The 26795-nt window shown below is 61.1% G+C and carries 27 protein-coding genes; 14 read left to right on the top strand and 13 right to left on the bottom strand.

Translation table 11 applies throughout. The features are described 5' to 3' along the window. Nucleotides 1-84: 84 nt before the first annotated feature. Nucleotides 85-786 (top strand): molybdate ABC transporter permease subunit, encoded by a 702-nt coding sequence (modB, locus tag ACM5SV_RS06930; RefSeq protein WP_017995545.1) that lies wholly within the window; start codon nucleotides 85-87, stop codon nucleotides 784-786. Further along, a complete protein-coding gene (modC, locus tag ACM5SV_RS06925) occupies nucleotides 783-1850 on the top strand; it encodes a molybdenum ABC transporter ATP-binding protein (protein WP_012759487.1) in 1068 nt (355 codons plus the stop codon). The genes modB and modC overlap by 4 nt, the downstream gene beginning before the upstream one ends. Here the strand turns inward: modC and ACM5SV_RS06920 are convergent, their stop codons facing one another. Continuing rightward, nucleotides 1851-2228 (bottom strand): winged helix-turn-helix domain-containing protein, encoded by a 378-nt coding sequence (locus ACM5SV_RS06920; protein WP_017995546.1) that lies wholly within the window; start codon nucleotides 2226-2228, stop codon nucleotides 1851-1853. Nucleotides 2229-2438: 210 nt separating this feature from the next. On the opposite strand from ACM5SV_RS06920, the gene rsfS reads away from it, so the two are divergent. From rsfS to ACM5SV_RS06890, 6 genes are all read left to right on the top strand, one after another. After that, nucleotides 2439-2882: a ribosome silencing factor gene (gene rsfS / locus ACM5SV_RS06915; protein WP_003589592.1), complete on the top strand. Its 444-nt coding sequence runs from the start codon at nucleotides 2439-2441 to the stop codon at nucleotides 2880-2882. 118 nt (nucleotides 2883-3000) lie between these two features. Next, nucleotides 3001-3483, top strand: coding sequence for a 23S rRNA (pseudouridine(1915)-N(3))-methyltransferase RlmH (gene rlmH / locus ACM5SV_RS06910; RefSeq protein ID WP_012759490.1), 483 nt, complete (start codon nucleotides 3001-3003; stop codon nucleotides 3481-3483). Nucleotides 3484-3671: 188 nt separating this feature from the next. Further along, nucleotides 3672-5072 carry a murein hydrolase activator EnvC family protein gene (locus tag ACM5SV_RS06905; RefSeq protein WP_222016904.1) on the top strand — a complete coding sequence of 467 codons (1401 nt, stop codon included), beginning with the start codon at nucleotides 3672-3674 and terminating at the stop codon, nucleotides 5070-5072. Continuing rightward, nucleotides 5062-6384, top strand: a complete 1323-nt coding sequence (locus ACM5SV_RS06900; RefSeq protein WP_017995549.1) for a S41 family peptidase — start codon at nucleotides 5062-5064, stop codon at nucleotides 6382-6384. Before ACM5SV_RS06905 ends, ACM5SV_RS06900 begins: the two co-directional genes overlap by 11 nt. 76 nt (nucleotides 6385-6460) lie before the next feature. After that, a complete protein-coding gene (locus ACM5SV_RS06895; protein ID WP_113546693.1) occupies nucleotides 6461-7654 on the top strand; it encodes a divergent polysaccharide deacetylase family protein in 1194 nt (397 codons plus the stop codon). A 37-nt stretch (nucleotides 7655-7691) separates the two neighbouring features. Further along, nucleotides 7692-8225: an RNA pyrophosphohydrolase gene (locus tag ACM5SV_RS06890; RefSeq protein WP_113546692.1), complete on the top strand. Its 534-nt coding sequence runs from the start codon at nucleotides 7692-7694 to the stop codon at nucleotides 8223-8225. A 167-nt stretch (nucleotides 8226-8392) separates the two neighbouring features. On the opposite strand, the gene bfr is transcribed toward ACM5SV_RS06890, so the two are convergent. The 5 genes from bfr to ACM5SV_RS06865 all read right to left on the bottom strand — a co-directional run bounded on the left by bfr (nucleotide 8393) and on the right by ACM5SV_RS06865 (nucleotide 15227). Continuing rightward, a complete protein-coding gene (gene bfr, locus ACM5SV_RS06885) occupies nucleotides 8393-8878 on the bottom strand; it encodes a bacterioferritin (RefSeq protein WP_222016907.1) in 486 nt (161 codons plus the stop codon). After that, nucleotides 8844-9275, bottom strand: coding sequence for a (2Fe-2S)-binding protein (locus ACM5SV_RS06880; RefSeq protein WP_113546691.1), 432 nt, complete (start codon nucleotides 9273-9275; stop codon nucleotides 8844-8846). Before ACM5SV_RS06880 ends, bfr begins: the two co-directional genes overlap by 35 nt. Nucleotides 9276-9365: 90 nt before the next feature. After that, a complete protein-coding gene (locus tag ACM5SV_RS06875; RefSeq protein ID WP_222016908.1) occupies nucleotides 9366-12830 on the bottom strand; it encodes an error-prone DNA polymerase in 3465 nt (1154 codons plus the stop codon). Then, the gene (locus tag ACM5SV_RS06870; protein WP_419425178.1) at nucleotides 12827-14272 is read right to left on the bottom strand and encodes a Y-family DNA polymerase; all 1446 of its coding nucleotides are present in this window, start codon (nucleotides 14270-14272) and stop codon (nucleotides 12827-12829) included. The genes ACM5SV_RS06875 and ACM5SV_RS06870 overlap by 4 nt, the downstream gene beginning before the upstream one ends. 10 nt (nucleotides 14273-14282) lie before the next feature. After that, the gene (locus tag ACM5SV_RS06865) at nucleotides 14283-15227 is read right to left on the bottom strand and encodes an ImuA family protein (protein WP_245460659.1); all 945 of its coding nucleotides are present in this window, start codon (nucleotides 15225-15227) and stop codon (nucleotides 14283-14285) included. 161 nt (nucleotides 15228-15388) lie between these two features. Here ACM5SV_RS06865 and ACM5SV_RS06860 point away from each other — a divergent pair, with 161 nt between their 5' ends. Then, nucleotides 15389-15826, top strand: coding sequence for a metallopeptidase family protein (locus tag ACM5SV_RS06860; protein WP_003543974.1), 438 nt, complete (start codon nucleotides 15389-15391; stop codon nucleotides 15824-15826). 104 nt (nucleotides 15827-15930) lie between these two features. Here the strand turns inward: ACM5SV_RS06860 and ACM5SV_RS06855 are convergent, their stop codons facing one another. Continuing rightward, a complete protein-coding gene (locus ACM5SV_RS06855) occupies nucleotides 15931-16137 on the bottom strand; it encodes a DUF1737 domain-containing protein (RefSeq protein WP_012759499.1) in 207 nt (68 codons plus the stop codon). Continuing rightward, nucleotides 16137-17057, bottom strand: coding sequence for an HpcH/HpaI aldolase/citrate lyase family protein (locus ACM5SV_RS06850; RefSeq protein WP_113546688.1), 921 nt, complete (start codon nucleotides 17055-17057; stop codon nucleotides 16137-16139). The genes ACM5SV_RS06855 and ACM5SV_RS06850 overlap by 1 nt, the downstream gene beginning before the upstream one ends. 138 nt (nucleotides 17058-17195) lie before the next feature. Here ACM5SV_RS06850 and ACM5SV_RS06845 point away from each other — a divergent pair, with 138 nt between their 5' ends. The 3 genes from ACM5SV_RS06845 (at nucleotide 17196) to leuD (ending at nucleotide 18707) form a co-directional block, all read left to right on the top strand. Then, a complete protein-coding gene (locus ACM5SV_RS06845; RefSeq protein WP_012759501.1) occupies nucleotides 17196-17429 on the top strand; it encodes a hypothetical protein in 234 nt (77 codons plus the stop codon). Nucleotides 17430-17541: 112 nt separating this feature from the next. After that, nucleotides 17542-17964, top strand: a complete 423-nt coding sequence (locus ACM5SV_RS06840) for a VOC family protein (RefSeq protein WP_012759502.1) — start codon at nucleotides 17542-17544, stop codon at nucleotides 17962-17964. A 134-nt stretch (nucleotides 17965-18098) separates the two neighbouring features. After that, nucleotides 18099-18707 carry a 3-isopropylmalate dehydratase small subunit gene (gene leuD / locus ACM5SV_RS06835; RefSeq protein ID WP_012759503.1) on the top strand — a complete coding sequence of 203 codons (609 nt, stop codon included), beginning with the start codon at nucleotides 18099-18101 and terminating at the stop codon, nucleotides 18705-18707. 60 nt (nucleotides 18708-18767) lie between these two features. Here leuD and ACM5SV_RS06830 read toward each other — a convergent pair whose 3' ends face one another. Continuing rightward, nucleotides 18768-19700 (bottom strand): pyridoxal-phosphate dependent enzyme, encoded by a 933-nt coding sequence (locus ACM5SV_RS06830; RefSeq protein WP_222016914.1) that lies wholly within the window; start codon nucleotides 19698-19700, stop codon nucleotides 18768-18770. Nucleotides 19701-19865: 165 nt separating this feature from the next. Here ACM5SV_RS06830 and leuB point away from each other — a divergent pair, with 165 nt between their 5' ends. Both leuB and lpxE read left to right on the top strand, forming a co-directional pair. Then, nucleotides 19866-20978: a 3-isopropylmalate dehydrogenase gene (gene leuB, locus ACM5SV_RS06825; protein WP_017995561.1), complete on the top strand. Its 1113-nt coding sequence runs from the start codon at nucleotides 19866-19868 to the stop codon at nucleotides 20976-20978. 275 nt (nucleotides 20979-21253) lie between these two features. Next, complete coding sequence (lpxE, locus tag ACM5SV_RS06820) at nucleotides 21254-21988, top strand: lipid A 1-phosphatase LpxE (RefSeq protein WP_222016916.1); 735 nt, start codon at nucleotides 21254-21256, stop codon at nucleotides 21986-21988. A gap of 120 nt (nucleotides 21989-22108) precedes the next feature. Here the strand turns inward: lpxE and ACM5SV_RS06815 are convergent, their stop codons facing one another. The 4 genes from ACM5SV_RS06815 to ACM5SV_RS06800 all read right to left on the bottom strand — a co-directional run bounded on the left by ACM5SV_RS06815 (nucleotide 22109) and on the right by ACM5SV_RS06800 (nucleotide 26713). Beyond that, entirely contained in the window at nucleotides 22109-23995 is a 1887-nt protein-coding gene (locus ACM5SV_RS06815; protein ID WP_222016918.1) for an MFS transporter, read from the bottom strand. A gap of 247 nt (nucleotides 23996-24242) precedes the next feature. After that, nucleotides 24243-25550 carry an ABC transporter permease gene (locus ACM5SV_RS06810; RefSeq protein WP_222016920.1) on the bottom strand — a complete coding sequence of 436 codons (1308 nt, stop codon included), beginning with the start codon at nucleotides 25548-25550 and terminating at the stop codon, nucleotides 24243-24245. Next, a complete protein-coding gene (locus ACM5SV_RS06805; RefSeq protein ID WP_012759509.1) occupies nucleotides 25547-26239 on the bottom strand; it encodes an ABC transporter ATP-binding protein in 693 nt (230 codons plus the stop codon). The genes ACM5SV_RS06810 and ACM5SV_RS06805 overlap by 4 nt, the downstream gene beginning before the upstream one ends. A 6-nt stretch (nucleotides 26240-26245) precedes the next feature. After that, nucleotides 26246-26713, bottom strand: a complete 468-nt coding sequence (locus ACM5SV_RS06800) for a hypothetical protein (RefSeq protein ID WP_222016923.1) — start codon at nucleotides 26711-26713, stop codon at nucleotides 26246-26248. Nucleotides 26714-26795 lie beyond the last annotated feature (82 nt).

The raw sequence follows: 26795 nt of genomic DNA, 5'->3' as shown, positions 1-26795 counted from the left end.
GCCCCGCGAGCGGGGAGAAGGTGCCGGCAGGCGGATGAGGGGCAGGCATCGGGTGATGCCGGATTTCCAGGGAGACCATCGCATTTGAACATATTGGGCTTGAGCAATGAGGAATGGACGGCGATCCTGCTCAGCCTGCGCGTCTCGATTGTCGCCATGTTGGCGAGCCTGCCCTTCGGCATCCTCGTCGCCCTGCTGCTTGCCCGCGGCCGCTTCTGGGGCAAGTCGGTGCTGAATGGCGTCGTTCATCTGCCGTTGATCCTGCCCCCGGTCGTCACCGGTTTTCTTCTCCTCATCCTGTTCGGCCGCCGCGGTCCGATCGGCAGCCTGCTCGACCAGTATTTCGGCATCGTCTTGTCTTTCCGCTGGACGGGTGCTGCACTGGCCTGCGCCATCATGGCCTTTCCGCTGATGGTGCGCAGCATCCGCCTGTCGATCGAGGCGGTCGACCGCAAGCTGGAAGAGGCGGCCGGAACGCTCGGCGCCGGCCCTGCCTGGGTTTTCCTGACGATCACCCTGCCGCTGACCCTGCCCGGCATCATCGCCGGCATGATCCTTTCTTTTGCTAAGGCGATGGGCGAATTCGGCGCAACGATCACCTTTGTCTCCAACATTCCCGGCGAAACCCAGACGCTGTCGTCGGCGATCTACACCTTCACCCAGGTGCCGGGCGGCGATGCCGGCGCGCTCCGCCTGACGTTCGTCGCCGTCGTCATTTCCATGGCCGCCCTGCTCGCCTCCGAATTCCTCGCCCATCTCGCAGGCCGGAGGATCGATCCGGAATGACGCTGATCGTCGAGGCAAAACAGCGGCTCGGCGCCTTTTCGCTCGATGCCGCCTTCACCTCCGAACGTGGCGTCACCGCGCTGTTCGGCCGCTCCGGCTCCGGCAAGACCTCGATGATCCGCATCATCGCCGGCCTTGCCCGCCCGGACCAAGGCCGCGTCGTCCTCGACGGCGAGCCCCTGACCGAAACCGCAACCGGCATCTTCGTCCCGAAACATCGCCGCCGCTTCGGGTATGTCTTCCAGGAAGCGCGGCTTTTCCCACATCTCAGCGTTCGCGCCAATCTGTTCTACGGGCGATGGTTCGCGGCGAGAACGGCGCGCGGCGAGAGCTTCGACCACATCGTCGACCTGCTCGGCATCGAGGCGCTGCTGGAGCGCAGCCCCTCGAAACTCTCAGGCGGCGAGAAGCAGCGCGTCGCCATCGGCCGCGCGCTTCTCTCCTCGCCGCGCCTGCTGTTGATGGACGAGCCGCTCGCCGCCCTCGATGAGCTGCGTAAGGCCGAGATCCTGCCTCATCTCGAGCGGTTGCGCGACGAGACCGACATCCCGATCGTCTATGTCAGCCACTCGATCGCCGAGGTGGCGCGGCTGGCAAACCAGGTCGTCGTCATGCGTGACGGCAAGGTGGAAGCGACAGGCCCCGCCGTCGACATATTGAGCCGCCCCTCCACCATCTCCGACCGGCGCGAGGCCGGCGCACTGCTGGAAGGCACAGTGGAAAGCTTCGATGTGAGTCATCGTCTATCGACGGTGGCGCTGAAATCCTGTCAGCTCCATATTCCGGGCGCTGCCCTTGCGCCCGGCAAATCGGTCCGCATCCGCATTCCCTCCCGCGATGTCATGCTGGCGACCGCAAGACCCGAGGGGCTCAGCGCGCTGAATATCCTGGAAGCAAGGATAGAGGGGATCTCGTCGACCGAGGACGGAACGGTGGAAATCCGGCTCGATTGCGGCGGCGATATCATTCTTTCCCGGATCACGACGCTGTCCTGCGAGCGTCTGGATCTTCGACCGGGAAGGGCGGTCTTCGCCGTCATCAAGACAGTTGCCCTGGAGGCCTGATCAGTTGCGCTCGCCCTGCTGCAGGTTGCGCTTGGCCTCGAGCCAGGCGAGGTCCTCAGCAAGGCTGGTCCGCACCGTCTTTTCCATCCGACGGAAACGCTCGAGCAGTTCCTCGCCGAACGGCGTCAGCACCGCACCGCCGCCCTTCTGCCCGCCGCGCTGCGATTCCACCACCTGTTCGTTAAACATCCGGTTCATCTCGCTGACCAGCAGCCATGCCCGCCGATAGGACATGTCCATCGCCCGCCCGGCCGCCGAGATCGATCCGGTCTGGCGGATATGCTCCAGCAGTTCCATCTTGCCATGGCCGAGACGATCCTCATCCGGGAAGCTGATTCGCAGGACGGGCACGAGTGTTTTTGCGGCTGAGTCGGTCATTGAATCTGGAGATCGTGGAATTTGCCGCACTTTACGCTGCGGCATGGAAACTGTACACCGCCCGCACGAGGCCGCCCCGAGCAGTCAAATACTTCAATTCGAACGGCAGATCGGATTTTCGGCCGTTCTGTACCTTAGCATGTCTTGAAACATTAATGGTTTGATGCCTATCTTAACCATGATCCGGTCGCGATCGGATCTGTGTTGTGCATAGTTTGTCATTCCAGGAAAGGGAAAGCACTGACAACAGTACACGCCAAGGGAAAAACGTTCGCCGTTATCCCGAAGAGTGCGGAACGTGGCGCCGATGCCGCCGCCCGTGCCCTAGAAACCGTCCTCGCCAGCCTCGAGGACTCCAAAGCTGAAGATATCGTCACCATCGACATTGCCGGAAAATCGGCGCTGGGAGACTACATGATCGTCGTCTCCGGCCGCTCGAACAGGCATGTCATGGCGATCTCGGATCACCTGCTCACCGACCTCAAGGACGACGGCCTCGGTACGGCCCGCGTCGAAGGTCAGGAAGGCGGCGATTGGGTCCTGATCGACACCGGTGACATTATCGTGCATGTGTTCCGTCCCGAAATCCGCGAGTTCTACAACATCGAAAAGATGTGGGCGGCTCCGGATATGGATGAAGAAACACGGCACTGACAGGCGGGCCGGCATTTTGTCCGGCGCCTGAGACGTGGCATTGGCTGGCCGGCAAACATCACAAGCCGGCCGGTGGCGTAACGTGCGCCCGATGTGCTGCATGAGCGGGAGCGGATGAATGCGAATAGGTCTTTTTGCGGTGGGACGGCTGAAGTCCGGCCCAGAAAAGGATCTTGCCGCCCGTTATTTCGACCGTTTCGCCAAGGCCGGCCCTGCCGTCGGCCTCGAATTGACCCGCGTTGCCGAAGTTGCCGAAAGCCGGGCCTCCAATGCGGAGACCCGCAAGCGCGAAGAGGCGGCGATGCTTCTGAAATCGCTTGCCGATGGCAGCATCCTCATTCTTCTCGATGAACGCGGCAAAGCGCTCGACAGCGAATCCTTTGCAAACCTGCTCGGCTCCTATCGCGACCAGGGCAAACGCGAGCTGACCATCGCGATCGGCGGCGCCGACGGCCTCGATCCCTCGCTTTACGACCGTGCCGACGCGACGCTGTGCCTGGGTAAGATGACTTGGCCGCACCAACTCGTGCGCACGCTGATCGCCGAGCAGCTCTATCGTGCCGTCACCATCCTGTCCGGTCACCCCTATCACCGCGTCTGATGCCGCATCGGCCTGATGCGTCGGCCCGATACCCCGGCAATGCGTCGCAATGTCACGCAGCCGTGTTTGCTTGGCCACCCGTTCTCCTGCAAACCTTATGGCAAAGTGCACCAAATCAGCTTAGTCTCCGCGCGATTTGAGAAAGTGCCCCAACACGCATGTCGAGAGCATCCACCAGGCGACACCGCATGATCCTGCCGGCTATCGCGGCCGGCGTCGGTGTGGCGGTGATTGTCGTGTCGGCAAATCCGTTCATCGTCCGGGCGCAGGATGCCGCGCCCGAGGCGGCACAATCCGCACCGCAGCCGGCAGCCGAGCCGCCGCCGCCCGATCCGGCGGCCGAACTTGCCGCCAAGCGTGATCAGACCCGTGCCGAACTCGAAACCCTGTCGAAGACGATCAGCCTCTCCACCGACAAGGTGAGCGCGCTTCAGCAGAGCATCGCCGATCTGGAAAAGAGCACGGAAAGCGTCCGCCAGGCACTGATCGATTCCGCTGCCCGCCGCAAGGCGCTCGAAAAGCAGATCCTCGAAAGCGAGAAGAAGCTTGCCGATCTCGGCGTCAAGGAGGATGGCATCCGCCGTTCCCTGCACGAGCGCCGCGGCCTGCTGGCCGAGGTGCTGGCAGCACTCCAGCGGATGGGCCGCAACCCGCCACCCGCTTTGCTCGTCACCCCCGATGACGCGCTCGGCTCCGTGCGCAGCGCCATTCTGCTCGGCGCCGTCGTGCCCGGTATCCGCAAGGAGACCGATAAGCTTGCCGCAGACCTCGCAAGCCTTGCCGCATTGCAGACCGCAAGTGCTGCCGAGAAGGCCTCGCTGACCGGGACGATGACCAACGGTATCGAGGAAGAGCGGCGCATGGACCTGCTGCTTGCCGAAAACGACAAGCTCAGCCGCAGCAACGCCACCGAACTCGGGGCCGAAAGGAAACGTTCCGAGGAACTGGCAGGCAAGGCGACCAGCCTTGAAGGTCTGGTCGCCTCAATGGAATCCGAGATCGCTTCGGTGCGGGATGCCGCCGCTGCCGCCCGCCTGGCGGAGGAGAACCGCAAGCTTATGACGGACGAGCAGCGCGCCCAGGCCAAGGCGCTTGCCGACAGCGGCGTGCCCGATAAAAACCGCATTGCGCCCGCATATCCCTTCGGAGAATTGAAGGCGAAATTGGAGGTGCCCGTTACGGGTGATATCCTGCGCCAGTTCGGCGATGCCGACGGCACCGGGCACGAGGCCATGGGAATGACGGTCGCCACCAATCCAGAGACAGTGGTGACGGCGCCTGCGGATGGTCTGGTGGTTTTCGCCGGCGCATTCCGCAGTTACGGCCAGATGATCATCCTCGACACGGGTGATGGATACCACCTGGTTCTCTCGGGAATGGATACGATCAATACCCGTCAGGGAAAATTCGTTTTCTCCGGCGAGCCGCTTGCCGTGATGGGCGCGAAAAGAGTGGCAAGCGCAACTGCATTGGCGCTGGAAACGAACCGGCCAACGCTTTACATTGAATTTCGAAAGGACGGTAAACCGGTCGATTCCCGGCCGTGGTGGACCGCCAAAGACACTGGAAAGGCACGCAATGATTCGTAGGGCTTCTCTTGTTCTGGTCGGCGCATTGATGGGTGCGACCGCAATGAGCGTCATTTACTCGGCGGGTGTGCCGGCAGAAGCGGCCGGATCCTCGACCTACAAGGAACTTTCGGTTTTCGGAGATGTCTTCGAGCGTGTGCGTGCGCAATATGTGACACCGCCTGCGGAAGACAAGCTGATCGAGAACGCCATCAACGGTATGCTCTCCTCGCTCGATCCGCATTCGAGCTACATGAATGCGAAGGACGCCGAGGACATGCGCACCCAGACCAAGGGTGAATTCGGCGGCCTCGGCATCGAAGTCACGATGGAAGACGAACTCGTCAAGGTCATCACCCCGATCGACGATACGCCCGCCGCCAAGGCCGGTGTTCTCGCCGGCGACTACATCTCCGAGATCGACGGCCAATCCGTGCGCGGCCTGAAGCTGGAAGACGCAGTCGAGAAGATGCGTGGCGCCGTCAACACGCCGATCAAACTGACGCTGATCCGCAAGGGTGCCGACAAGCCGATCGAGCTGACGATCGTCCGTGACGTCGTCGCCGTCCAGGCAGTCAAGTCACGTGTCGAGGACGATGTCGGTTATCTCCGCATCATCTCCTTCACCGAGAAGACCTATCCTGACATGGAAAAGGCGATCAAGAAGATCAAGGACACCGTTCCGGCCGACAAGCTGAAGGGTTACGTGCTCGATCTGCGCCTCAATCCGGGCGGTCTGCTCGACCAGGCGATCAACGTCTCCGATGCCCTGCTGCAGCGTGGCGAAGTCGTTTCGACCCGCGGCCGCAATCCGGATGAAACCCGCCGCTTCAATGCCGGCCCGGGCGACCTGACGGATGGCAAGCCGGTGATCGTGCTGATCAACGGCGGTTCGGCTTCCGCATCGGAAATCGTCGCCGGCGCTCTTCAGGATCTGCGCCGTGCCACCGTTCTCGGTACGCGCTCCTTCGGCAAGGGCTCCGTCCAGACGATCATCCCGCTCGGCGAAAACGGCGCGCTGCGCCTGACCACAGCGCTCTACTACACGCCGTCGGGCCGCTCGATCCAGGGCACCGGCATCACCCCCGACATCAAGGTCGAGGAGCCGCTGCCGCAGGAACTGCAGGGCAAGATGGTGACCGAAGGCGAGTCCAGCCTGCGCGGTCACATCAAGGGCCAGAGCGAGACGGACGAAGGTTCGGGCTCCGTTGCCTACGTCCCGCCGGACCCGAAGGACGACGTTCAGCTGAATTACGCGCTCGACCTTCTGCGCGGCAAGAAGACCGATCCGGCCTTCCCGCCGAATCCTGACAAGGCCGTCGTCGCCAAGTAATCGATCACGTCAAGGCCGGGCACCTCGCCCGGCCTTGACCCTTCTGCTGTTTCCCGGTTTTGGAGCGGGCGAAAAATTGGGAACGGACCTGCATACGCCTCTGGGCCGCAACCGCAAAACCGGCCGCAAGCGTCCGGGTTTTCTGCGCCTTGGCCGCATCGCCGCCAGTCTTTGCCTTTTCGCGATTGGCGGCTTTTCCCTCTATACGGCGTTTCGCGGTGATGGGCTCGAACGCACCAAACCGCCGGCGGCCGAACAAGCCGCAACAACCCCTGCCAATACCCCTCAGCCGACGGCCACCACGGGCCAAGCTGCTGACGGCATGCCCCGCGCCGACCCGCGCTCGGGCGCCAATGTCGAGCAGATGGTCACCGGCGACGGCTCGGTCGTCACCAAATACAGTCCCCGCCCGCGTGACGGCGGCGGGCCGGTGCTGGTCGACGCCATGCAGATCGGCCAGGATCCGCGCATGGCAGCCCAACCCAATGATGCGCTGCTCGAAGAGACGCCTTTTGGCAGGCTACCAATCGTCGGGCCGGATGGCCGGCGGCCGATGGATCAATATGCGCGTCCCTCATCCGGCGCGCGCGGCGTCCGCATCGCCATCGTCGTCAGCGGCCTCGGGCTCAGCCAGACCGGAACGCAGCGCGCCATCGCGGAGCTTCCGGAGGAGATCACCTTCGCTTTTGCCGCAAGCGGCAACAGCCTGCAGCGTTGGATGCAGGAAGCCCGCCGCGGCGGTCACGAGATCCTTCTGCAGGTGCCGCTCGAACCCTTTGATTACCCGGCGAACGATCCAGGCCCCGAAACGCTACTGACCACGAAACCCGCCGCCCGCAACATCGAAAACCTGCACAAGGCGATGGGCGAGATCACCAACTATACCGGCGTCATGAATTATCTCGGCGGCCGTTTCCTGTCCGATCCCGCCGCCATGGAACCTGTCATGCGCGACATCGGCAAGCGCGGGTTGCTGTTTCTCGACGACGGCACTTCGGCGCAGTCGAAGACGGCGGCAATCGCCAAGGGAACCGAACTGCCCTATGCCTTCGCCGACCTGCAGCTCGACGGCCAGCTTGATATCAATGCCGTCCTGAAGAAGCTCGACGAACTCGAGCGCATCGCCCGCAAGAACGGTCAGGCGATCGGCGTCGCCTCGGCTTTCGATGAGAGCGTTGACGCCATCGCCAAATGGAGCGAGGAGGCCGCGATGCGCGGCATCGAGATTGTCGGCGTTGCCGCCCTTTCCAACGACCCCCGGAATCCTTGAGAGTATCCTTGAGAAGAATTCCTGAACGGAGAAGATGATGAGCCAGGCGACCGTGAAAGCCGAGGATCTGCCCTACCGCCCCTGCGTTGGCGTGATGATCCTGAACCGCGATGGCCTCGTCTGGGCAGGACGGCGCATCGCCGACGGCAATTCCGAATATGACGGCTCGCCGCAGCTCTGGCAGATGCCGCAGGGGGGCATCGACAAGGGCGAGGATCCATTGGACGCTGCCTACCGCGAGCTTTACGAGGAGACCGGTATGAAGACGGTGACCCTGCTTGCCGAAGCGAGAGACTGGATCAACTATGATTTGCCGCCGGCACTGATCGGCATCGGGCTCAGGGGGAAATTCCGCGGCCAGACACAGCGCTGGTTCGCCTTCCGCTTCGATGGCGACGACAGCGAGATCGCCATCAATCCGCCGCCTGGCGGCCATGAGCCGGAATTCGATGCCTGGGAATGGAAGCCGATGCGGCAGCTGCCGGGGCTGATCGTGCCCTTCAAGCGCGCCGTCTATGACCAGGTGGTGGCCGAGTTCCAGCATCTGGCAGCACTACAATCGGAAGACTGATCGATACAGCACGATCGCGATTGATCAGGTCCGTTTTTGATTTCAGCAGATGGAAATGAGGGCCACCGGTTTCGATCCGGTTTGATGCAGCCGATCGCGGAGGACGGCAGCTGATAATTCGAGAGGTAACACCGGCCGCCATCGGCGGCCGGCATCTCTTTCGAGTATTATTCGGCTTCGTTGGCGGAATCGGCGTTGAGCTGGCCGTATTTGCTCTCGCCGATTTTCCCGAGCAGGTCGATCTGTGTTTCGAGGAAGTCGATATGACCTTCCTCGTCCGCCAGCAGCTCCTCGAAAAGTTTCATGGAAACGTAGTCGCCGGCGTCATGACAGATATCGCGCGACTTTTTGTAGGCCGCGCGAGCGTCGTACTCGCCGGCAAGATCGGCTTCCAGAACTTCCTTGACGTTCTGGCCGATGCGCAGAGGTGCAAGGGTCTGCAGATTGGGATGGCCTTCGAGGAAGATGATGCGTGCAACAAGCAGGTCGGCATGGTGCATCTCTTCGATGGATTCGGCGCGCTCCTTCTTGGCGAGCTTGGTATAGCCCCAGTCCTCAAGAAGACGATAATGAACCCAGTATTGGTTGACCGCACCGAGTTCGAGGAACAATGCCTCGTTAAGCCGCTCGATGACCTTTTTGTCGCCTTTCAATGTCCGCTCTCCTGTTTTCCTCATGGAATTGTTTCAAGCGGGACATGAAATCAAATATTTCGGTCTCCGTCGAGTGGCGACGGGCGTGATATTCCTCGGTTGTCTGGATAATGATGTCGACGACGTTGGGGAAACAGCCGCAGCAGCGGCCGCGTTTTTCCATGGCGTGGTAGACTTTCGCAGGCACGATGAGCTGCCAACAGTCTTCATCGAGAAGGTTGGTGATAACCTCCCGGATTTCCTTATCGGTTATATAATTGCAGCTGCAGACAAGCACGTCTTCATTCCAAACATGACACTGACTATCGTGTTTTCTGCTAAAGAAGATGGTGGCTGTCAAGAAAAAATTCGAGTCCCACAGCGTCAAACAGCGATGTACGGTGAGGCCTCCATGCATGTTGTTCGGGATTATGCAGCGGTTTCAGGATGATGACGCCATAAGCCAAATGAAGGTGCGCCGCATGGTCTCGATCGGTGCGATGCATTTTTAATGAAAGTTGCGTCCGCGCGGCATCACCTCAGCGGTTTCCGCCGCGCCCGCATGGCGGCCTGTGGCAACCATGCGTTTTTCCGGGTCCGCCGTTTCCTGCGCATTTACAAGCTTTTTCTGCCGCTGATCGGCACCCGGCCTCAGCACCTCGTCTGCTCGCTCGCAGACTCCGAAACGCCGGGCCTCGCGTTGCAGGATACCGAGTGCCGGCGTCATGTCCTCGATATGCTCGACGACGGTATGGATCACCCCGCTCTGGCATTGCAGCCTGCCGCGGATTTTCACCAGCCGAGCGCCCATCACGACCGAGCGGTATTTGTCGAACATTTTCGACCAGACGATCGCATTGGCCACGCCGGTCTCGTCTTCCAGCGTCATGAAGATCACGCCTTTGGCCGAACCAGGCCGTTGGCGCACCAGCACGAGGCCCGCGATCGTCACCCTCTTTCCGTTCGCGACCTTCAACAGATCGACATTGCGTGTGATGCCGGCCTTGCGCAATTCCTCACGCAGGAAGGAGACGGGGTGCGCCTTCAGCGACAGTGAGAGATAACGATAGTCCTCGATAACCTGCTCTCCGGGCAGCATTTCCGGCAACTTTGCCGCAGGCTCGGCCTGGAGGTCGACATGACGAACCTGCTCGAAAAGCGGCAGCTCCTCGGTCGCACTCCTCACATCCAGCGCCCGCACTGCCCAGAGCGCGTCGCGTCGTGACAGTTTGAGGGATCGGAACGCATCGGCATCCGCCAGTCGCTCGATGACCGATTTCTGCAGACCGGACCGCAGCCAGAGATCACGCACCGAGCTGTAGCCTTCGCCGCGATGGCTGACGAGCCGTTCCATATCGTCTGTCGAAAGGCCCTTGATCTGCCGGAAGCCGAGCCGCACCGCATGCCGGGTCTTGATGATCTCGCGCATCTCATGATGCCGAAAATCGATAGCATTCCGATCGAAAGCGGCCTCTTCCAGACCGCAATCCCAGTTCGAGTCATTGATATCGACCGGCAGGATCGCTACCCCGTGCTCGCGTGCATCCCGCACCAGCTGCGCCGGCGCATAAAAGCCCATCGGCTGGGAATTCAGCATCGCCGTGCAGAAGACGTCGGGATAATAGGCCTTGAGCCATGAGGAGGCATAGACGAGCAGTGCGAAGGAGGCGGCATGGCTTTCCGGGAAACCGTATTCGCCGAAGCCTTTGATCTGGTTGAAACATTGCTTTGCGAACTCCGGATCATAGTCCTTTGAAACCATTCCCTCGATAAACCGCTTTTCGAAGTTGCCGATCGTACCCGTTCTCTTGAATGTCGCCATCGCTCTGCGAAGCTTGTCGGCTTCCGCCGGTTTGAAGCCTGCGGCGGTAATGGCGATCTGCATGGCCTGTTCCTGGAACAAGGGCACGCCGAGGGTTCTTTCCAGAACCGTTTCCAGCTCCTTGCTCGGATATTTGATCGGAATGTTCTTGGCCCGCTGCTCCCGGCGCTTCAGATAGGGATGCACCATGTCGCCCTGGATCGGTCCTGGCCGCACGATCGCCACCTCGATGACGAGATCGTAGAACACCTTCGGCTTAAGACGCGGCAGCATGCTCATCTGCGCCCGGCTTTCGATCTGGAAGACGCCGAGCGTATCGGCCCGGCCCATCATCTCGTAAACCGGCTCGCCTTCATCCCCATGCTCCTTGTTACCAAGGTCTGCGAGCGTCTTCTTCACGTCGTAATGCAATTCAAGCAGCGAGAAGGCCTTCCGCAGGCAGGTCAGCATGCCGAGCGCCAGCACATCCACCTTGAGGATCTTGACGTTATCGAGGTCGTCCTTGTCCCACTCAATCATGTAGCGATCCGGCATCGCCGTCTTCATGATCGGTACCACCTCGTCGAGCCTATCGCGCGTGATGACGAAGCCGCCGACATGCTGGGTGAGGTGGCGCGGGAAGCCGAGAAGTTCGGACGCATACTGAAGAACGTTTCGGGTCACCGGATCCTTGATGTCGAGACCCGCCGCCTTCGCGTCCCGCTCCGAGAGATTATCCTCCGACCAGCCCCAGACGAGGCTGCTGATCGCCGACTGGACATCCTCCGACAGCCCAAAGGCCTTGGAGACCTCGCGGCCCGCCGAGCGCGTACGGTAGGTGGTCACCCCCGCCGTCAGCCCAGCATGTTCTATGCCGTATCTTTTATAGATGAACTGGATGACCTCTTCACGCCGGTCATGCTCGAAATCGACATCGATATCCGGCGGCTCGTCCCGGTCCATCGAAATGAAGCGATCGAAGAGAAGCGTACTCTTTTCAGGATTGACTTCCGTTATCTCGAGGCAATAGCAGATGACCGAATTTGCCGCCGATCCGCGCCCCTGGCACAAGACCTTAAGTTCATAGCGGGCGTGCTGGATAATCCTGTGAACCGTCAGGAAATAAGAGGCATATTTCTTTTTTTTAATGAGATCGAGTTCATACTCGATCTGTGGCGCCACCTTGGGCGGGATACCCTTGGGATAGCGTCTTGCGGCTCCCGCTCTCGTCAGCCTTTCGAGAGTCTCCTGCGGCGTTTCACCAGGATCGTTTTCCGGCGGATAATTGTGCTCCAGTTCCTTCAGCGAAAAGGTCAGCCTGTCGAAGAATGTCTGCGTATTCTCGATCGCATTAGGATACTCTCGGAAGATCCGGGCCATTTCACGTGAATCCTTGAGGTAACGTTCAGCATTCGGCGCCAGCAGGAACCCGGCTTGCGATATCTGCACATGCTCCCGGATCGCGATCACGACATCCGAAAGCGGCCGGCGTTCAGGATGATGGTAAAGCGGCTGGTTGGTTGCAATCAGCGGCACACGGTTTTGAGCGGCAAGCATGGCAAGCACCGCAAAGACCTGCCTGTCGCGGCCATCATAGGCTGGCGCCAGCGCCATATAAAAAGCCTTGCGGAAGCGCCTGCGAAACCGTTCCAGGTAATCTTCCAGCGTCGGCTGACCCGCCTGATGACCGACAAGGGTGCGATCGGGAACGAGAGCAAGCATCATCTCGTCCCCCCATTCCATGAGTTCCGCTTCCGTCAGAATGCAGCTTCCCTTGACCGCTTCCTCCTTCAGATTGCCGGCGCTCAGAAGACGGCAAAGGTTCGCCCAGCCTCGCCGGCTCCGGGGATAGGCGAGGATATCAGGCGTTCCATCGGAAAAGACGAGACGGGCGCCCGGCTGAATCCGGATAGGATCGAGGATCTCCTCCTTTTTTCCTTCCTTCTTCGCTTGGGCCAGAATCGCATCCTTGTTCTTGTATCTCTCCTCAAGCTGCTCCGCCTGCGCATGCGCCCGCACCACGCCGGCAACCGAATTCCGGTCCGCAATCCCGAGACCGCCGAGCCGTAGACGAGCAGCCTGCACGACCATCTCCTCCGGGCCAGAGGCGCCTTCAAGAAACGAGAAATTCGTCCTTGTGCCGATCTCGAAGAATGCGCGCGCGATTGTCATGCGAACACGCCATGCATGAACCAGCGAGGATCAAGCGCCTGACCATAAAAGCCCCGCCGATAGATCCAGAAGCGATGTCCGGTCTCATCCTCGATGCGGAAATAGTCGCGCGACTCGGCGTCATTCCCATCGATCCACCATTCCATGGCGATCCGTTCCGGCCCTTCGCTTCTTGCCACCTGATGCTGAATGCGCCGCCAGCGGAAGATCTGCGGCGGACCATCGGGCACTTCGGCAAGGATGGTCTCGACGGGCTCTGGCGTTGCAAAGAGCCGCAGCGGGCGCTCTTCGCGGAAAGGAAGCTGGATGTCCTGCGCTGCCTTCCGCCTGGGAAGGCTCTCCATCACAGGAACCGTGATGACGGCGCGTTCCGGAACATGGCTCTCGCGGAGCTGGAAGCTTTGCAGGCAATCCGCACCAAGTCGGGCCGAGACCCGGTCGACGAAGGCCGAAAGCGAGACCTCTCCCTGACGGTCGCCCTCGAAATCACCCTGCGCCTCGTTGAAGGGATCGTGCCGCAACACATTCAACCGCAGGATCTCGAAACCATAGCCGGCATCGAGATCGTCATAGACCGCCTGCAATCGCTCGGAAAAAAGTCCGGCGATGAACTTTGGTTCGCGAAGCGGCTGCGAAGCGCCGACAGAGATACGAAAGACCCTGCCGTCGACGCGGAACAAGACCAGTTCGAACACCCGCCCGCCAGCACCCCGCGCCTCCAGCGACGGCTGCAGCGATAAGGCGACCTGCCTGGTGACGGCAAGGATCTGTTCTTCCGTCCCGATGGGCTCGATCAGCCGGCTTTCGGCCGAGAGGCTGGCAACAGGACGCCGGGGCGAGACCGGCTCCTCTTCACGTCCCAGCGCCTGGTCGAGACGCAGAAGCAGCTCCGGGCCGAACCGGCGGGTCAATGGCGCTCGCGGCGCATCGATGACGTCGCCGATATATTTCAGACCGAGCTTCTTCAGAGCATCGACGGTCCGTCCTTCCAGCCGCAAGGCTGCAACCGGCAAGGACACCAGCACATGTTCCGTCTCTTCGTCCTCGATCACGCCGCCTTGCCCGAAGCGGGAAGCGGCCCAGGAAAGGCCGGGTGACGATGAGATCGCGCCGCGGGCATCGAACCCCATATGAAAAAGCCGCGACAGCACATCCCGAAGAAGCGCCTTTTCACCGCCCAAAAGATGGGCGCAGCCGCTAATGTCGAGAAACAGGCCGTCCTTGCCGTCGAACGCCACCAGCGGCGTATAACGGTCGCACCAGTCGGCAATTGCCTCCAGCAACCGGCGGTCGGCCGCCGGATCCTCTTCCGCGACCTCGAGCATGGGGTACATGGCGCGCGCTTCGGCAACGCCGAGCTCCTTCCTCAACCCCAGCCTCTCGGCCAACTCGTCCAGTGCCGTTAGCCGCATGGCATTGTTGAGCTTGCCGGAACAGACGATAGGCGGCGTCTCAGGACGCCCTTTCGAACGCCAGGAGAGCCCCCATCGCTTGCGGGCGATGCGGTCCGTTGGCAGATGCGGGAAGCTGAGCGCCAGAATGCGCTGACTGTTCGCCTGGAGGACGAACGAGGTTTGGTTCGGCGACAGGGAGAAATTCGCGTTCATGGGGATTCCACTCCAGAAGAAAGGAGAGCGGGGCCGGATTTCGGCTCTTCTCCAGCGTCAGACGGAAAATCGGATTGCCGATGCTGCCGGAAAGTGTCGATCCATCCGGCAACGACCGCAGAGCGGACGGGGCCGGTTCGACATGCAGACGGAAGGCCGCACTGCTTGCCTCCTCCGCCCCGGCCTGACGGACAAGAAAGAGCGGACGGCGGGCAGCATGCGCCCTGAGACTGAGCCTGCGGCTTTCGGTCAGGCCGAAATGGGCGGGATTGCCCCGGACTTCAAAGATGACGGCCGAGAAGGCAGCACTTTCCACCGCCACCTCCGCCAGCCAGAGCGCCTCGTCCAGCTTGCGCGGCGCGGCATGGAGAAACCGCTCCGGGCTCAGCCCGAAATCCCGAAGCCCGGGAGCATAGGGACGGCCGGCCTCCAGCGTGCCGACGGCATCGCCGATCCAGAGCAACGGCAGAAGGCGGCCGGCATCCGCCTCCTGTTTTTGCAGCCGCGCGGCAACAGCCATCGCCAGCCCGCTTGCAGCACCGGCATCGCGAGACAGAGCGGAACGGAATTCGGTGATCGCATCGAGCGGCAAGCCGCCTTCCAGGGCGCCGTCGAGAAACTCCACCCCAAACGCCAGGGGCGGCAGAATGCGCTCCTGGCGGGTCTTACGTCCTTCTGCCAGGGCTTCCCGCTCCGCTGCGGCAAGTGCCGGCGCGAGTCTTCCCTCCAGTCTGGCGATGGTTTCGCGGAGCGCAAAAAGCCGCTCGCGCGCCAGGGCGTGCTGCGCCATGGCGTTCTCCGATCCGTCTTGTTCCTGTTATGTTCTTATAGATTCCAGAGAGCTAATGAAGAGTCAACGGCCATTTTCTATGAAAATATTCCTGCCTTTGATTCCGCACTCGAAAATCGGCGATAAAGGTTCTATATGGGCCCGCAAAGGAAGGAACATTCATGGCCCGCATAGACCAGAGCGATGATTGGCGGGACCGCCATGCGCCGACGATCAGCGCCTTCGAGTCGCTGGCGATGGAGGCCTATAGCCATCTGCCGGATGAATTCCGCCAGCTGACGACCAACCTCACGATCGAGATCGAAGATTTCCCCGATGACGACGTTTTCGAGGACATGGCGCTGGAAACCCCTTTCGATCTGCTTGGCCTTTTCGAGGGCAGGGGCATTTCCGAACGTTTCACGGTGGAAACCGGCGAGATGCCGAACCGCATCCGCCTCTACCGCCGCCCCATCCTCGATTACTGGGCTGAGAACGACGAGACGCTCGGCGATATCATCACCCACGTCCTGATCCACGAAATCGGCCACCATTTCGGGCTGAGCGACGATGACATGGAGCGGATCGAGGCAAGCGCCGAGGAAGCAGCCGAGCGATAGAGCGCCGCGCGTCCAAGGACGCGCTAAGGACGGTCTATCACTTTCAATCACGCATAATCCTTTCCGAAAATCGATTACGATTTTCGGGGTTATGCGCTAAAACCTCACTGCTCGGAGAGTTTCATCTCAGGATCGTAATCCTTGCCTTCGACATGTTTGACGACGGCCTGGCCGCACTGCATCGCGCCGATTGCGGCATTGAAGGCATAGGTCGGGGAGCCCTCCAGCGACCAGCCCTTGTTGAGGGCGGCGGTGACCTTATGGCAGAAGGAAGCATCGTCAGGACCGGTCAGGAAGCGGTAGAGTTTCATCACATCGTCTTTCGTGCTGCAGCCTGGCGGGCTGCGATCAGGCGGGCTTTATGGACCAGACTTTCCGCCTGGACAAGATGCAGCCGCTCGACCATCCGCCCGCCTGCATTGATGACGTTCAGCCCATCGGAAGCGGGGTCGGCAAAGGCTGACATGATCGCCTCCGCTTCCGCAATCGCTGCCGGATCCGGACCGAAATGGCGGTTGGCGGGCTCGATCTGCGCCGGATGGATCAGCATCTTGCCGGCAAAGCCCATGGCCCGGCCCTGCAGACATTCGGCATCAAAACCCTGTTCGTCCCTGAAATCGTTGAAGACGCTGTCGATCGCATCGAGCCCGTAGGCGCTGACAGCAAGGACGACCTGCATCAGCCACGGCACGAGATAGTTCCTCCCTGGCTGTGGAAGCACGCCGGTTTCCTTGCGCAGGTCGTTGAGCCCGACGACCAGGCAATCGAGCCGCGAGCCCGGCGTGCGCCCGGCTTCGGTGATAACAGCCGCATTGAGGATGCCGCGCGGCGTCTCGATCATCGCCCAGATGCGCAGATCTTCCGGCGCATCCGCCTCGGAGAGAAAGTCACTGAGCGCCATGACATCCTGCGGTTCGTCGACCTTCGGCAGCAGCACGGCATCAGGAGCAAGCGCCGTCACCAGCTCCATGTCCGCCAGGCCGAAATCGGTGGACAGGCTGTTGATACGGATGATCCGCTCCTTGCCTTCGAGCGGTCGAGCCGAAAAGAAATTCCTCAGGTTTTCCCGCGCTTCCGCCTTCTTTTCCGGCGCCACGGAATCCTCGAGATCGAAGATCACCGCATCGCAATCGACCGCATGGGTTTTTTCGAGGGCGCGGGGATTGATGGCAGGCACGCTCAGCACCGAACGGCGCAGGCGCATGGAGCGGGTCGTGGGGTTTCGGCTCATGGCGAATTAGTGCCAAGCTTTGAAAGCCGAAGCAAGCAGCCCACCCCAGAACATCTAGCAGAACAACAAAAAGCCATGCTTGCCTTGCAGAGAGGAAGGAGAAGGACCACATTCCTTTCCGAAGAAAGGTCTCTAACCATGCAGAACATTCGCTCCATCTTCCTCATGCTTGCCGGCGCCACCGTTTTCGTGGCCATGCTGCTTTTCACCTTTTCGGTGACGCTCGCCGTCGGCGGCATCCTGACCGTGCTCATGGTCGGACGTGCGCTTTCGATGAAGATGAAGCCCGTTCCGGTCCGCGCCAAGGCAAACAACGGTAAGCGTGAGATGCGCGTGTGGAACGACGGCCGCGGCACGATCATCGATCTCTGATCACCGGATTTTCCAAAAATTTTGACCGACACTGTCGGCTCCAGATTCCATCATGCGTCCTTGAAACAGCCAGGCATTCCGCCGGCTCGTGAAAAACGTATGGAGGACGAGCATGGATACGACGACAGAGAGCAACTCGACCAAGATGCCGCCGGTCAAGAATGGCCTGCTGCCTTATCTGACGGTCGATGGCGCGGTGAAAGCTGCGGAATTCTACAAGAAGGCTTTCGGCGCCGAAGAGGCATATCTCGTGCCGGTCGACGAGAGCGGCAGAACGATGCATGTGCATCTCTACATCAACGGCAGTTCCCTGATGTTGTCGGACGCCTATCCCGAATACGGCCATGCCTTCAAAGGCCATGAAGGCTTTGCCATCCAACTGGTGATCGATGATATCGATTTCTGGTGGGATCGCGCGGTTGCCGCCGGCGCCGAAGTCGTCATGCCGGTCGAACTGATGTTCTGGGGCGATCGCTATGGCCAGCTTCGTGATCCGTTCGGCGTCCTCTGGGGGTTGAACGCACCGTCCAAATAAGGGACAGGCCGCAATCGGCGGACCGCGCGAAACGTCGCGTGGCCGCCATCTGTGAAAGATTCTCCTTCATTTCGGCGAAAAACTGGATTAGATGCAAATTCAGAAAGTAGATTTGCTGAAATGGAGCATAGGTCATGGATAAATTCGTGAAGCTCACGGGCGTTGCAGCGCCGCTGCCGGTTGTCAACGTCGACACCGACATGATCATTCCGAAGGATTATCTGAAGACGATCAAGCGCACCGGCCTCGGCACCGGCCTCTTCGCGGAGGCTCGTTATAACGAAGACGGCTCAGAAAACCCGGATTTCGTGCTGAACAAGCCGGCCTATCGTGATGCCAAGATCCTCGTTGCCGGCGACAATTTCGGCTGCGGCTCCTCGCGCGAGCACGCGCCCTGGGCGCTTCTCGATTTCGGCATCCGCTGCGTCATCTCGACCAGCTTTGCCGATATTTTCTACAACAACTGTTTCAAGAACGGCATCCTGCCGATCAAGGTCAGCCAGGAAGATCTCGACAAGCTGATGGACGACGCCTCGCGCGGCTCCAACGCCGTCCTGACCGTCGATCTTGAGAATCTTGAGATCACCGGCCCCGATGGTGGTTTGATCAAGTTCGATCTCGACGAGTTCAAGCGTCACTGCCTGCTGAACGGCCTCGATGACATCGGCCTGACGCTGGAAAAGGGCAAGGCGATCGACAGCTTCGAAAAGAAGAACGCTGCTTCGCACCCCTGGGCAGCCTGAACCTATCCAATCGGTTACCGATCAAGCCGGGCCTTTCGCCCGGCTTTTTCTTTGGTTGGGTCAAAGAAATTTTTCTTTCCAGCCCCTGAGTTTTTCGAGCGACACGCCGATGCCGCCGCAGACTTCGATAAGCGGATTATCGAAGCGCTGAAGCAGCCCGGCATGTACATCGGCAACCGCAAGGGCCGCACCGCAAGCCGGCTCGACCAGAATGCGCTGCGCATCAGCAAATTTCAGGCAGGCGGCAACGGCATCGGCGTCGCTGACGACAACACTTTCGATCGGATGCTGCTTCGGCAAGTCGAAGACATGCTGCGCCACCTGCCGCGCCCCGAGCGAATTGGCAATCGAAGTAATGGCGGGAAGGGCGATACGCTCATTCGCCTTGAGGCTGGCGTTCAGCGAGGCCGCCCCCTCCGTTTCGACGGCGATAACAGGCACATCGGAAAGCCCGTTGCGCTTCAATCCCTCGACAATGCCGGCAAGGAGCCCGCCGCCACCGACGCTGGTGATGACGCAATCGAATTTTGCCCCCTTCGCCACCACCTCGTCGATCAGCGTGGCATGGCCATCCCACAGAAGCGGATGGTCGAAGGGGTGAACATAGGTTGCCTTGCGGCTCCGGGCGAGTTCGACTGCATGAGCATTGGCCTCATCGAAAACCGAACCATGAACGAGGACATTCGCACCCGTTGCGGCAATCGTCTGCCGGACATCGGCCGCCGTCGTCTCCGGCACGACGATCGTGACCGGCACACCGAGCGCCCGGCCGGCATAAGCCGCGGCAATGCCGGCATTGCCGCCGGAAGCGCAGAAGATCTCGCGCGCCCCATTTTCCACCTCGTGCTGGCAAAGCCGGCCGACGCCGCGCAGCTTGAAGCTGCCGGAAGGCTGCAGAGCATCGAGCTTCAGCCAGAGAGGTTTGCCGCTGGCGCTATAGCCAGGTGCCGTCTGAACCAAGGGCGTGTCGAGATGGAGAGGTACGAAAGGCATGGGAACCATCCAGGATAAAGATAGGGTAACCGTTTAATCCGTTTGCGGACGCAGGAGCAACCGTCACTGCTCAGAGCGAAGCGTACCGATTCACCGCTTCTGTCGCTTGAAATGCCCAATTCCGGGGTCTAAGAAACCGCAACTTGTTTTTCCCAGGAGGGTTTCATGACAGCGCGCAATCTTTTCCTGCTGCCGGGTGACGGCATCGGTCCCGAGGCCATGGGCGAGGTCCGCAAGATCATCGCCTATATGAACGAGGCGATGAATGCCGGTTTTGTCACCGACGAAGGCCTTGTCGGCGGTTGCGCCTATGATGCGCATGGCGCTGCGATCTCGGAAGCCGACATGCAGAAGGCGATTGCCGCCGATGCCGTTCTGTTCGGCGCCGTCGGCGGTCCGAAATGGGATAGCGTGCCTTATGAAGTACGCCCGGAAGCCGGCCTGCTACGCCTGCGCAAGGATCTCCAGCTCTTCGCTAACCTGCGCCCCGCCATCTGCTATCCGGCCCTTGCTGCGGCCTCGTCGCTGAAGCCGGAGCTGGTCGAAGGCCTCGATATCCTCATCATCCGCGAGCTGACGGGCGGCGTCTATTTCGGCGAACCGAAGGAGATCATCGACCTCGGCAACGGCCAGAAGCGCGGCATCGACACGCAGGTCTATGATACCTACGAGATCGAGCGCATCGCCGGAGTCGCCTTCGAAATGGCCCGCACGCGGCAGAATCGCGTTTGCTCCATGGAAAAGCGCAACGTCATGAAGTCGGGCGTGCTCTGGAACCAGGTGGTGACCGAAACGCATAAGTCGAAATACTCCGACGTCCAGCTCGAGCACATGCTGGCCGATGCCGGCGGCATGCAGCTGGTGCGCCAGCCCAAGCAGTTCGACGTGATCGTCACCGACAATCTCTTCGGCGACATGCTCTCCGACGTCGCCGCCATGCTGACCGGCTCGCTCGGCATGCTGCCATCGGCCTCGCTCGGCGCACCCGACGGCAAGACCGGCAAACGCAAGGCGCTATACGAGCCGGTGCACGGTTCTGCCCCTGACATCGCCGGCAAGGGCATCGCCAATCCGATCGCCATGATCGCCTCCTTCGCCATGTGCCTGCGTTACTCCTTCAATCTGGTGAAGGAAGCCGACGATCTGGAAAAGGCGATCGCCAACGTGCTCGACAAGGGCATCCGCACCGGTGACATCATGGCCGATGGCGCAAGGCAGGTCGGTACCATCGAGATGGGCGATGCGATCCTCGCCGAGTTCAAGACGCTTTCCGCCTGATATTTCACGTGAAACAGTTCCGGCCCTTCGCAGGATTCTTGCGGAGGGCTTTTTTCTCCGGAGTGCGAGCCGTATCGGCTTGGTCAAATTATCCCAAGCAGACTATTCTCGGCCACAATCTCGTGTATTTTTGCGCCGGATTTTAACGAGCGCATAACTTCGACATTGGAAACAATCTTCCAATGGATTATGCGCCAATTCAAAGTGATAGAGCGTCCTTAGCACGTCCTGTTGGACGCGCGGCGCTCTAGAACAAAATTCGAACGGACGACGGAATGCGGGCATTTTTGGCTTCCCTCAACCGGCGCTGGCACCGGAGCAATGCCGGCATGCCGCCTTTGCGCTGGCAGACCTGCCTCTTCATCACGCTGAATGCCGTAATCCTTTCCATGCTGCTCTTCGATGCACCGATCGGCGCCAGCAAGGCTCCTGCACCGGTGAAGCACCTCGGCGAAATGCTGACCGGTTTCGGTGATTCCGCCTGGCTGATCTACTCCAGCATCCTGCTGTTCTTTCAGGGCCGGGCAGGCTACAAGCTTGTGAAGACAGCGCGCTCCAAGGCGCAGGCGCTCTATGTCAGCTGGATCGGCGCTTATCTCTTCATCACGGTCGTCTTCTCCGGGCTTCTCGCCAATCTGCTGAAGCGGGCGATCGGCAGGGCACGTCCCGATCATTTCCATGACTACGGTATGTTATCCTTCACGCCCTTTTCGGGCCATTCCGCTTTCGAAAGTTTCCCGTCCGGCCATTCCACCACGGTCGGCGCCTTCTTCGCCGCCTTCGCCCTGCTGTTTCCACGCTACCGTGTTGCCTTCATAGCCTGCGCCATCTGGCTCGCCATGACGCGTGTCATGGTCGGCGCCCATTATCCGAGCGACGTCATCGCCGGCCTTGCCTTCGGCGCCTGGTTCTCGCTGCTGACGGCGATCGTCTTTGCCCGCTGCGGCTTGCTCTTCAAGCTGGCGCCGGATGGCTGGCCGCTCTCGAAGCGGCTGTTTCGCACTGCATGATTCAAAATGTTACAGCGTCCTTTGCGTCCGAAAAGACGCGCGGCGCTGTAATATGCAAAAGCCCGGCGCCTTGTGAGCGCCGGGCCTTTTTTCTAAGCAAGGATTGGCTCAATCCGCCGCTCAATCCATGGCGTGGATATCCCTGTTCTTCGTTTCCGGCAGGAAGATCAAGCCGATCACCAGCGTGATCGTCGCAAAGACGATCGGGTACCAGAGACCGTAGTAGATATCGCCTGCGGCAGCGCTCATCGCGAAGGCCGTCGCCGGAAGCAGGCCGCCGAACCAGCCGTTGCCAATGTGATAGGGCAGCGACATGCCGGTATAGCGGATGCGGGTCGGGAAAAGCTCGACCAGCAGAGCGGCGATCGGGCCGTAGACCATCGTCACATAGAAGACAAGGACGAACAGCACGGCGATCGTGCCGATCCAGTTAACGCGAGCCGGATCGGCGACCATGGCGAAGGTGCCGCCATTGGCGATATTGTAGACCGTCATGTCGGTGACGCCATTGGCCTCATCCGCGGTCAGCAGCTTGGTCTCGACCAGCTTGGCCGCAGGCACGGTTTCCTTCTCGCCGGCGCGCACGGCATCGGCGTTGAGCGACAGTTCGGGATTGGCTGCGATGAAGGCGTCGAGCTTGGCATCCGGCACCTTGACGGCGCCGCGGTTCAGCGGATAGCCGGCATCGTGGAGCGCGATGTTGACGCTCTTTTCGAAGGCGGCGGTCATCCCCTTCGTCTTGTCGCCGGCAGCGACGACGTCGAAGCTTGGGATCGTCGCGTTGCCGACCTTCACCGTTGCCGGCTGTCCGGCGGTACCGGGCACAACGTCGTAAGGCACCGAGTTCCTGGTCAGGAACGCCGTTGCCACGTCGCAGGAACTGGTGAACTTCGTCGTCCCGGTCGGGTTGAACTGGAACCTGCAATCAGCCGGATCGGCCGTCACCGTTGCCCGAATCGAAGCCTGCGCTTCGGCAAGCGCCGGGTTCGCCGTCCAGGTCATCGCCTTGAACAGCGGATTATAGGTCACCGCCGCAATGAAAAGACCTGCCATGATGATCGGCTTGCGGCCAATCTTGTCGGAGAGACCGCCGAAGATGACGAAGAAGGGCGTGCCGAGGAGAAGTGCGATGGCCACCATGACATTGGCCGAAAACAGGTCCACCTTCAGCACGTTCTGCAGGAAGAACAGCGCATAGAACTGGCCGCCGTACCAGACGACCGCCTGGCCCATGGTGGCGCCGAGCAGCGCGATGATCGCGATCTTGGCATTTTTCCACGTCCCGAAGGCCTCGGTCAGCGGCGCCTTGGAGCCTTTGCCTTCTGCCTTCATCCGCTGGAACGCCGGCGATTCGTTCATCCTCAGGCGGATCCAGACGGAAATGCCGAGCAGGACGACCGAGACCAGGAACGGAATGCGCCAGCCCCAAGCGGCAAACTGAGCCGCACCCATCAGATATTGAACCAGGACGATGACGATCAGCGACAGGAACAGGCCGAGCGTTGCCGTCGTCTGGATCCACGAGGTGAAGTAGCCGCGGCGCCCGTTCGGCGCATGTTCGGCGACATAGGTTGCCGCGCCGCCATATTCACCGCCCAGCGCCAGACCTTGGAGCAGACGGAGCGCGATCAGGATGATCGGGGCTGCGATACCGATCGTGGCGGCACCCGGCAGGATGCCGACGAGGAAGGTCGACAGGCCCATGATCATGATCGTCATCAGGAAGGTGTATTTACGGCCGACGAGATCGCCGAGACGGCCGAACACCAGCGCGCCGAAGGGGCGGACCAGGAAGCCGGCGGCAAAGGCGAGCAACGTGAAGATGTTGCGCGTTGCCTCGGGATATTGGGTGAAATAGGTCGCGCCGATATAGGTGGCGAGCGAACCATAGAGATAGAAATCGTACCATTCGAAAACGGTGCCGAGCGAAGAGGCGAAGATGACCTTCTTCTCCTCACCGGTCATCGGACCGGCCTTTGCGCCGTCGATGCTTGCGACATTTGCCATTGTCTGTCCTCCACAGAGTGATGATCACGCGCGCGACCTACTCTCCTCAAAGCATACCCCTGGCCGCGACACGCCTGACGGGAGTGTGCCAGAAACGACAGATCAAAAAGAGAGAGGCTTTCGGATTATGACTTTAGTCTAAGAATGACGCGCGGTTCTCACGCACATCAGGCCCGCCGCCGCCCGTGAGGATTGCGCTGCCGGAGATTTCGAAGCGGGTTTCACCGCGGTTTGCGATGTGGACCCGTTACGCTCTCAGCGCCTGCGCCGGCGATTGCCGATAAGCGAGCACTGCCGGCAGCGCAGCGAGAATTGTGGCAAAGGCAAGCAGCACTGCCGCAAGCCAGGCGTCTTCACGGGCGAAGCCGACCGGCATCGCGACCCCGCTCGTTTGCGAAAACATGCCGGACAAGATGAGAGCCGCGGCATAACCGAGTACGAATCCGAGGGCGATGCCGACCGCCATCAGGAAGAAGAATTCTAGCCAGACGATGCCGAAAATCGCCCCGCGCGGGGCGCCGAAGGCCCTCAGCGCGCCGATCTGCCGACGGCGCTGGCCGATATGGATGACCGTGACCAGCACCAGCGAGGCTGCGACGAGAGCCTGCGCGCCGGAGGCGACCGCGACGAGGATCTGTTTGGCGTCGCCGAGCGTGGCGTAGAGATTGGTCAGCACCTCGCCGGGAAAAGCGGCGACGGTATTGCCGCTACGATAGTCCCGCCGCAGCTTGTAGGCATCGGCAATCGTCTTCGGCTTGACCAGAATGGCGGGAAGGCCTGGAGCGCCCGCAGTCCAGCTCTCATCAAGCGCGGAATCCGGATCGGCCTCGCCGTGATGCTCATGCCCATCGTGGTCAGCGCCGGCTTTCTCAGGCGCATGAGCAGGTTCAGCGTTATCCGTTCCGGACGCCGCTTCATGCTCGTGCTCACCGTCTTCCGCATGTTCCTCCGCCTCCATGCCATGGATGTGCCAGACGGCCTGGATGGGAACGACAATCGCCCGGTCCCAGGCGGTGCCGGTCGGCCGCAAGCGGCCGGCGATATGATAGACAAGCTCTGTATGGGTCTCTCCGCCCTCTTCCCGCGACCCGTGCATCGGCTTGATCTCGCCGCCGAGCGACAGCTTGACGGCCGCGCCGATCACGGCTTCGCCCTCGTGTGAGAAAATCTCGCCTTCGGCCAAGCCGCCGGACAGGTTCTGCGCCAGCATGGTCGTCGTGCCGACGATCGGATAGCCGGAGAAGGAATCGCCAAAGCCGATCGGAGCTGCCCAATCGACCCGTGGATCCGCGGCAAGCTTGCCCAGCACTTCGCCTGGCATCAGCGGCAAAGGCGAGGGCTGCAGGAAGACGGAGGACAGCACGAGCTGCGTCTCGCTGCCGCCGGCGCCGATGACAAGATCGAACTTGTCGGCAGCGCGTGCGCTGCCGAGACGAAGCGCCCGCTCCTGCAGGACGACAGAAACGCCAAGCGCGGTCGCAAGCGCCACCAGCAGCACGACCACCAGCGATCCCACCCAGAGGCGACGAAGATCGGAAAGGATGAAGCGGATCATGCAGCTTCTCCCGCCGTTGCCGCGGAATCTTCGCGGATCCGGCCGGAACCGAAGGTGATGCGCCGGTCGAGGCGGCTGGCCAAGCGGTGGTCGTGTGAAATGACGATCAGCGTGCTGCCTTCGGCAATGGCCAGATCGAGGATGAGATCGCCGACCGCCTCGCCGCTTTGGGCATCGAGGCTTGCGGTCGGCTCGTCGGCGATGATGACGCCGGGCTTGCGCAGCAGTGCTCGGCCGATCGCCACGCGCTGCATCTCGCCGCGCGACATGGTTTCGATTTTCTGGCCGGGGCGGGAAAGACCGACCGTGCTCAAAAGCGCATGCGCCCGCTCGATGACATCAGCCGTGGCAGCGCCGGCAAGCCGCGCCGGCAGGAGTACGTTCTCCAGCGCCGACAGGCCGGCAAAGAGATGAAACTCCTGCATGACCAGGCCGATATTGGCGGCACGGAACCGGTCGCGCCGGCTTTCTGAAAAACCCGCGATATCCTCGCCGTTCCAGCGGATGCGGCCTTGCCGTGTCCGCTCCAGCCCGGCAACAATATTGACGAAGGTGCTCTTTCCGGAGCCGGACGCGCCTGTAATGGCGACCCTGCTGCCGGCATCGATCGACAGGCGGCCGATCGCCAGTGCCGGCGAGGACAGGCCCGGGAAGGCAACGGTCAGGTTTTCGATATCGAGAGCGAGCATATCGGTTTAGACGACGGAATATTCGGCCTGGCGGATCCGCAGCAGGCTGACGAAGCCTGTCTCCGGATCCGTCCACGAACCGTATTCAAGCGTCCCACGCACTTCGATCGTCTGGCGCGACTGCACGAAGGTCTGCTTCTCGCCGAGATAGACGACGACGATATTGTCCGGCCAGTCCGCATCCGAGGAACAGAAGGGGCAGAGCGACATCGGCACCTCGGTGAGCACGAAGAACTGGGCCTCGGCTTTCAATGGCGGCGCCATGAAACCTTTCATGCTGATCCCTTCGCCGGCAAGGTGCTTCACCTTGTCGGAGAATTCGAGGCCGAGCACGCCGAACTTGCCGTAAAGTTCATCGAAGCTGATCAAGGAATCCGCAGCAGAACTCGGGCGCGCAACAGCGGCCAAGGCCAGCGTGCCGATGGTGCCGATCAGGCCGCGGCGGCTGAGATACAGCGAAGGGAGCTTTTCCATGGCGATCTCCAAGAATGAAATCCCGGCCGCTGAACGGCCGGGACTTGATCGATAAAAGAGGCCAGGCCGGCAACAGGCCTGG

This window comes from Rhizobium sp. CRRU65 (assembly GCF_048551595.1).
Classification (GTDB): Bacteria; Pseudomonadota; Alphaproteobacteria; order Rhizobiales; family Rhizobiaceae; genus Rhizobium; species Rhizobium leguminosarum_J.
Note: the sequence above shows the minus strand (reverse complement) of the source record. Positions and strands in the feature narration are given on the sequence as shown.

What these genes read in the sequence shown, in the direction of transcription:
- ACM5SV_RS06840 (WP_012759502.1), top strand. Translation starts at nt 17,542, where the DNA reads ATGGATACGACGACAGAGAGCAACTCGACCAAGATGCCGCCGGTCAAG.
- ACM5SV_RS06805 (WP_012759509.1), bottom strand. Translation starts at nt 26,239, where the DNA reads ATGCTCGCTCTCGATATCGAAAACCTGACCGTTGCCTTCCCGGGCCTG.
- ACM5SV_RS06860 (WP_003543974.1), top strand. Translation starts at nt 15,389, where the DNA reads ATGGCCCGCATAGACCAGAGCGATGATTGGCGGGACCGCCATGCGCCG.
- ACM5SV_RS06905 (WP_222016904.1), top strand. Translation starts at nt 3,672, where the DNA reads ATGATCCTGCCGGCTATCGCGGCCGGCGTCGGTGTGGCGGTGATTGTC.
- lpxE (WP_222016916.1), top strand. Translation starts at nt 21,254, where the DNA reads ATGCGGGCATTTTTGGCTTCCCTCAACCGGCGCTGGCACCGGAGCAAT.
- ACM5SV_RS06865 (WP_245460659.1), bottom strand. Translation starts at nt 15,227, where the DNA reads ATGGCGCAGCACGCCCTGGCGCGCGAGCGGCTTTTTGCGCTCCGCGAA.
- ACM5SV_RS06830 (WP_222016914.1), bottom strand. Translation starts at nt 19,700, where the DNA reads ATGCCTTTCGTACCTCTCCATCTCGACACGCCCTTGGTTCAGACGGCA.
- ACM5SV_RS06810 (WP_222016920.1), bottom strand. Translation starts at nt 25,550, where the DNA reads ATGATCCGCTTCATCCTTTCCGATCTTCGTCGCCTCTGGGTGGGATCG.
- ACM5SV_RS06800 (WP_222016923.1), bottom strand. Translation starts at nt 26,713, where the DNA reads ATGGAAAAGCTCCCTTCGCTGTATCTCAGCCGCCGCGGCCTGATCGGC.
- ACM5SV_RS06880 (WP_113546691.1), bottom strand. Translation starts at nt 9,275, where the DNA reads ATGCATGGAGGCCTCACCGTACATCGCTGTTTGACGCTGTGGGACTCG.
- rlmH (WP_012759490.1), top strand. Translation starts at nt 3,001, where the DNA reads ATGCGAATAGGTCTTTTTGCGGTGGGACGGCTGAAGTCCGGCCCAGAA.
- ACM5SV_RS06850 (WP_113546688.1), bottom strand. Translation starts at nt 17,057, where the DNA reads ATGAGCCGAAACCCCACGACCCGCTCCATGCGCCTGCGCCGTTCGGTG.
- ACM5SV_RS06855 (WP_012759499.1), bottom strand. Translation starts at nt 16,137, where the DNA reads ATGAAACTCTACCGCTTCCTGACCGGTCCTGACGATGCTTCCTTCTGC.
- ACM5SV_RS06845 (WP_012759501.1), top strand. Translation starts at nt 17,196, where the DNA reads ATGCAGAACATTCGCTCCATCTTCCTCATGCTTGCCGGCGCCACCGTT.
- ACM5SV_RS06920 (WP_017995546.1), bottom strand. Translation starts at nt 2,228, where the DNA reads ATGACCGACTCAGCCGCAAAAACACTCGTGCCCGTCCTGCGAATCAGC.
- modC (WP_012759487.1), top strand. Translation starts at nt 783, where the DNA reads ATGACGCTGATCGTCGAGGCAAAACAGCGGCTCGGCGCCTTTTCGCTC.
- ACM5SV_RS06875 (WP_222016908.1), bottom strand. Translation starts at nt 12,830, where the DNA reads ATGACAATCGCGCGCGCATTCTTCGAGATCGGCACAAGGACGAATTTC.
- ACM5SV_RS06890 (WP_113546692.1), top strand. Translation starts at nt 7,692, where the DNA reads ATGAGCCAGGCGACCGTGAAAGCCGAGGATCTGCCCTACCGCCCCTGC.
- ACM5SV_RS06900 (WP_017995549.1), top strand. Translation starts at nt 5,062, where the DNA reads ATGATTCGTAGGGCTTCTCTTGTTCTGGTCGGCGCATTGATGGGTGCG.
- leuB (WP_017995561.1), top strand. Translation starts at nt 19,866, where the DNA reads ATGACAGCGCGCAATCTTTTCCTGCTGCCGGGTGACGGCATCGGTCCC.
- leuD (WP_012759503.1), top strand. Translation starts at nt 18,099, where the DNA reads ATGGATAAATTCGTGAAGCTCACGGGCGTTGCAGCGCCGCTGCCGGTT.
- ACM5SV_RS06815 (WP_222016918.1), bottom strand. Translation starts at nt 23,995, where the DNA reads ATGGCAAATGTCGCAAGCATCGACGGCGCAAAGGCCGGTCCGATGACC.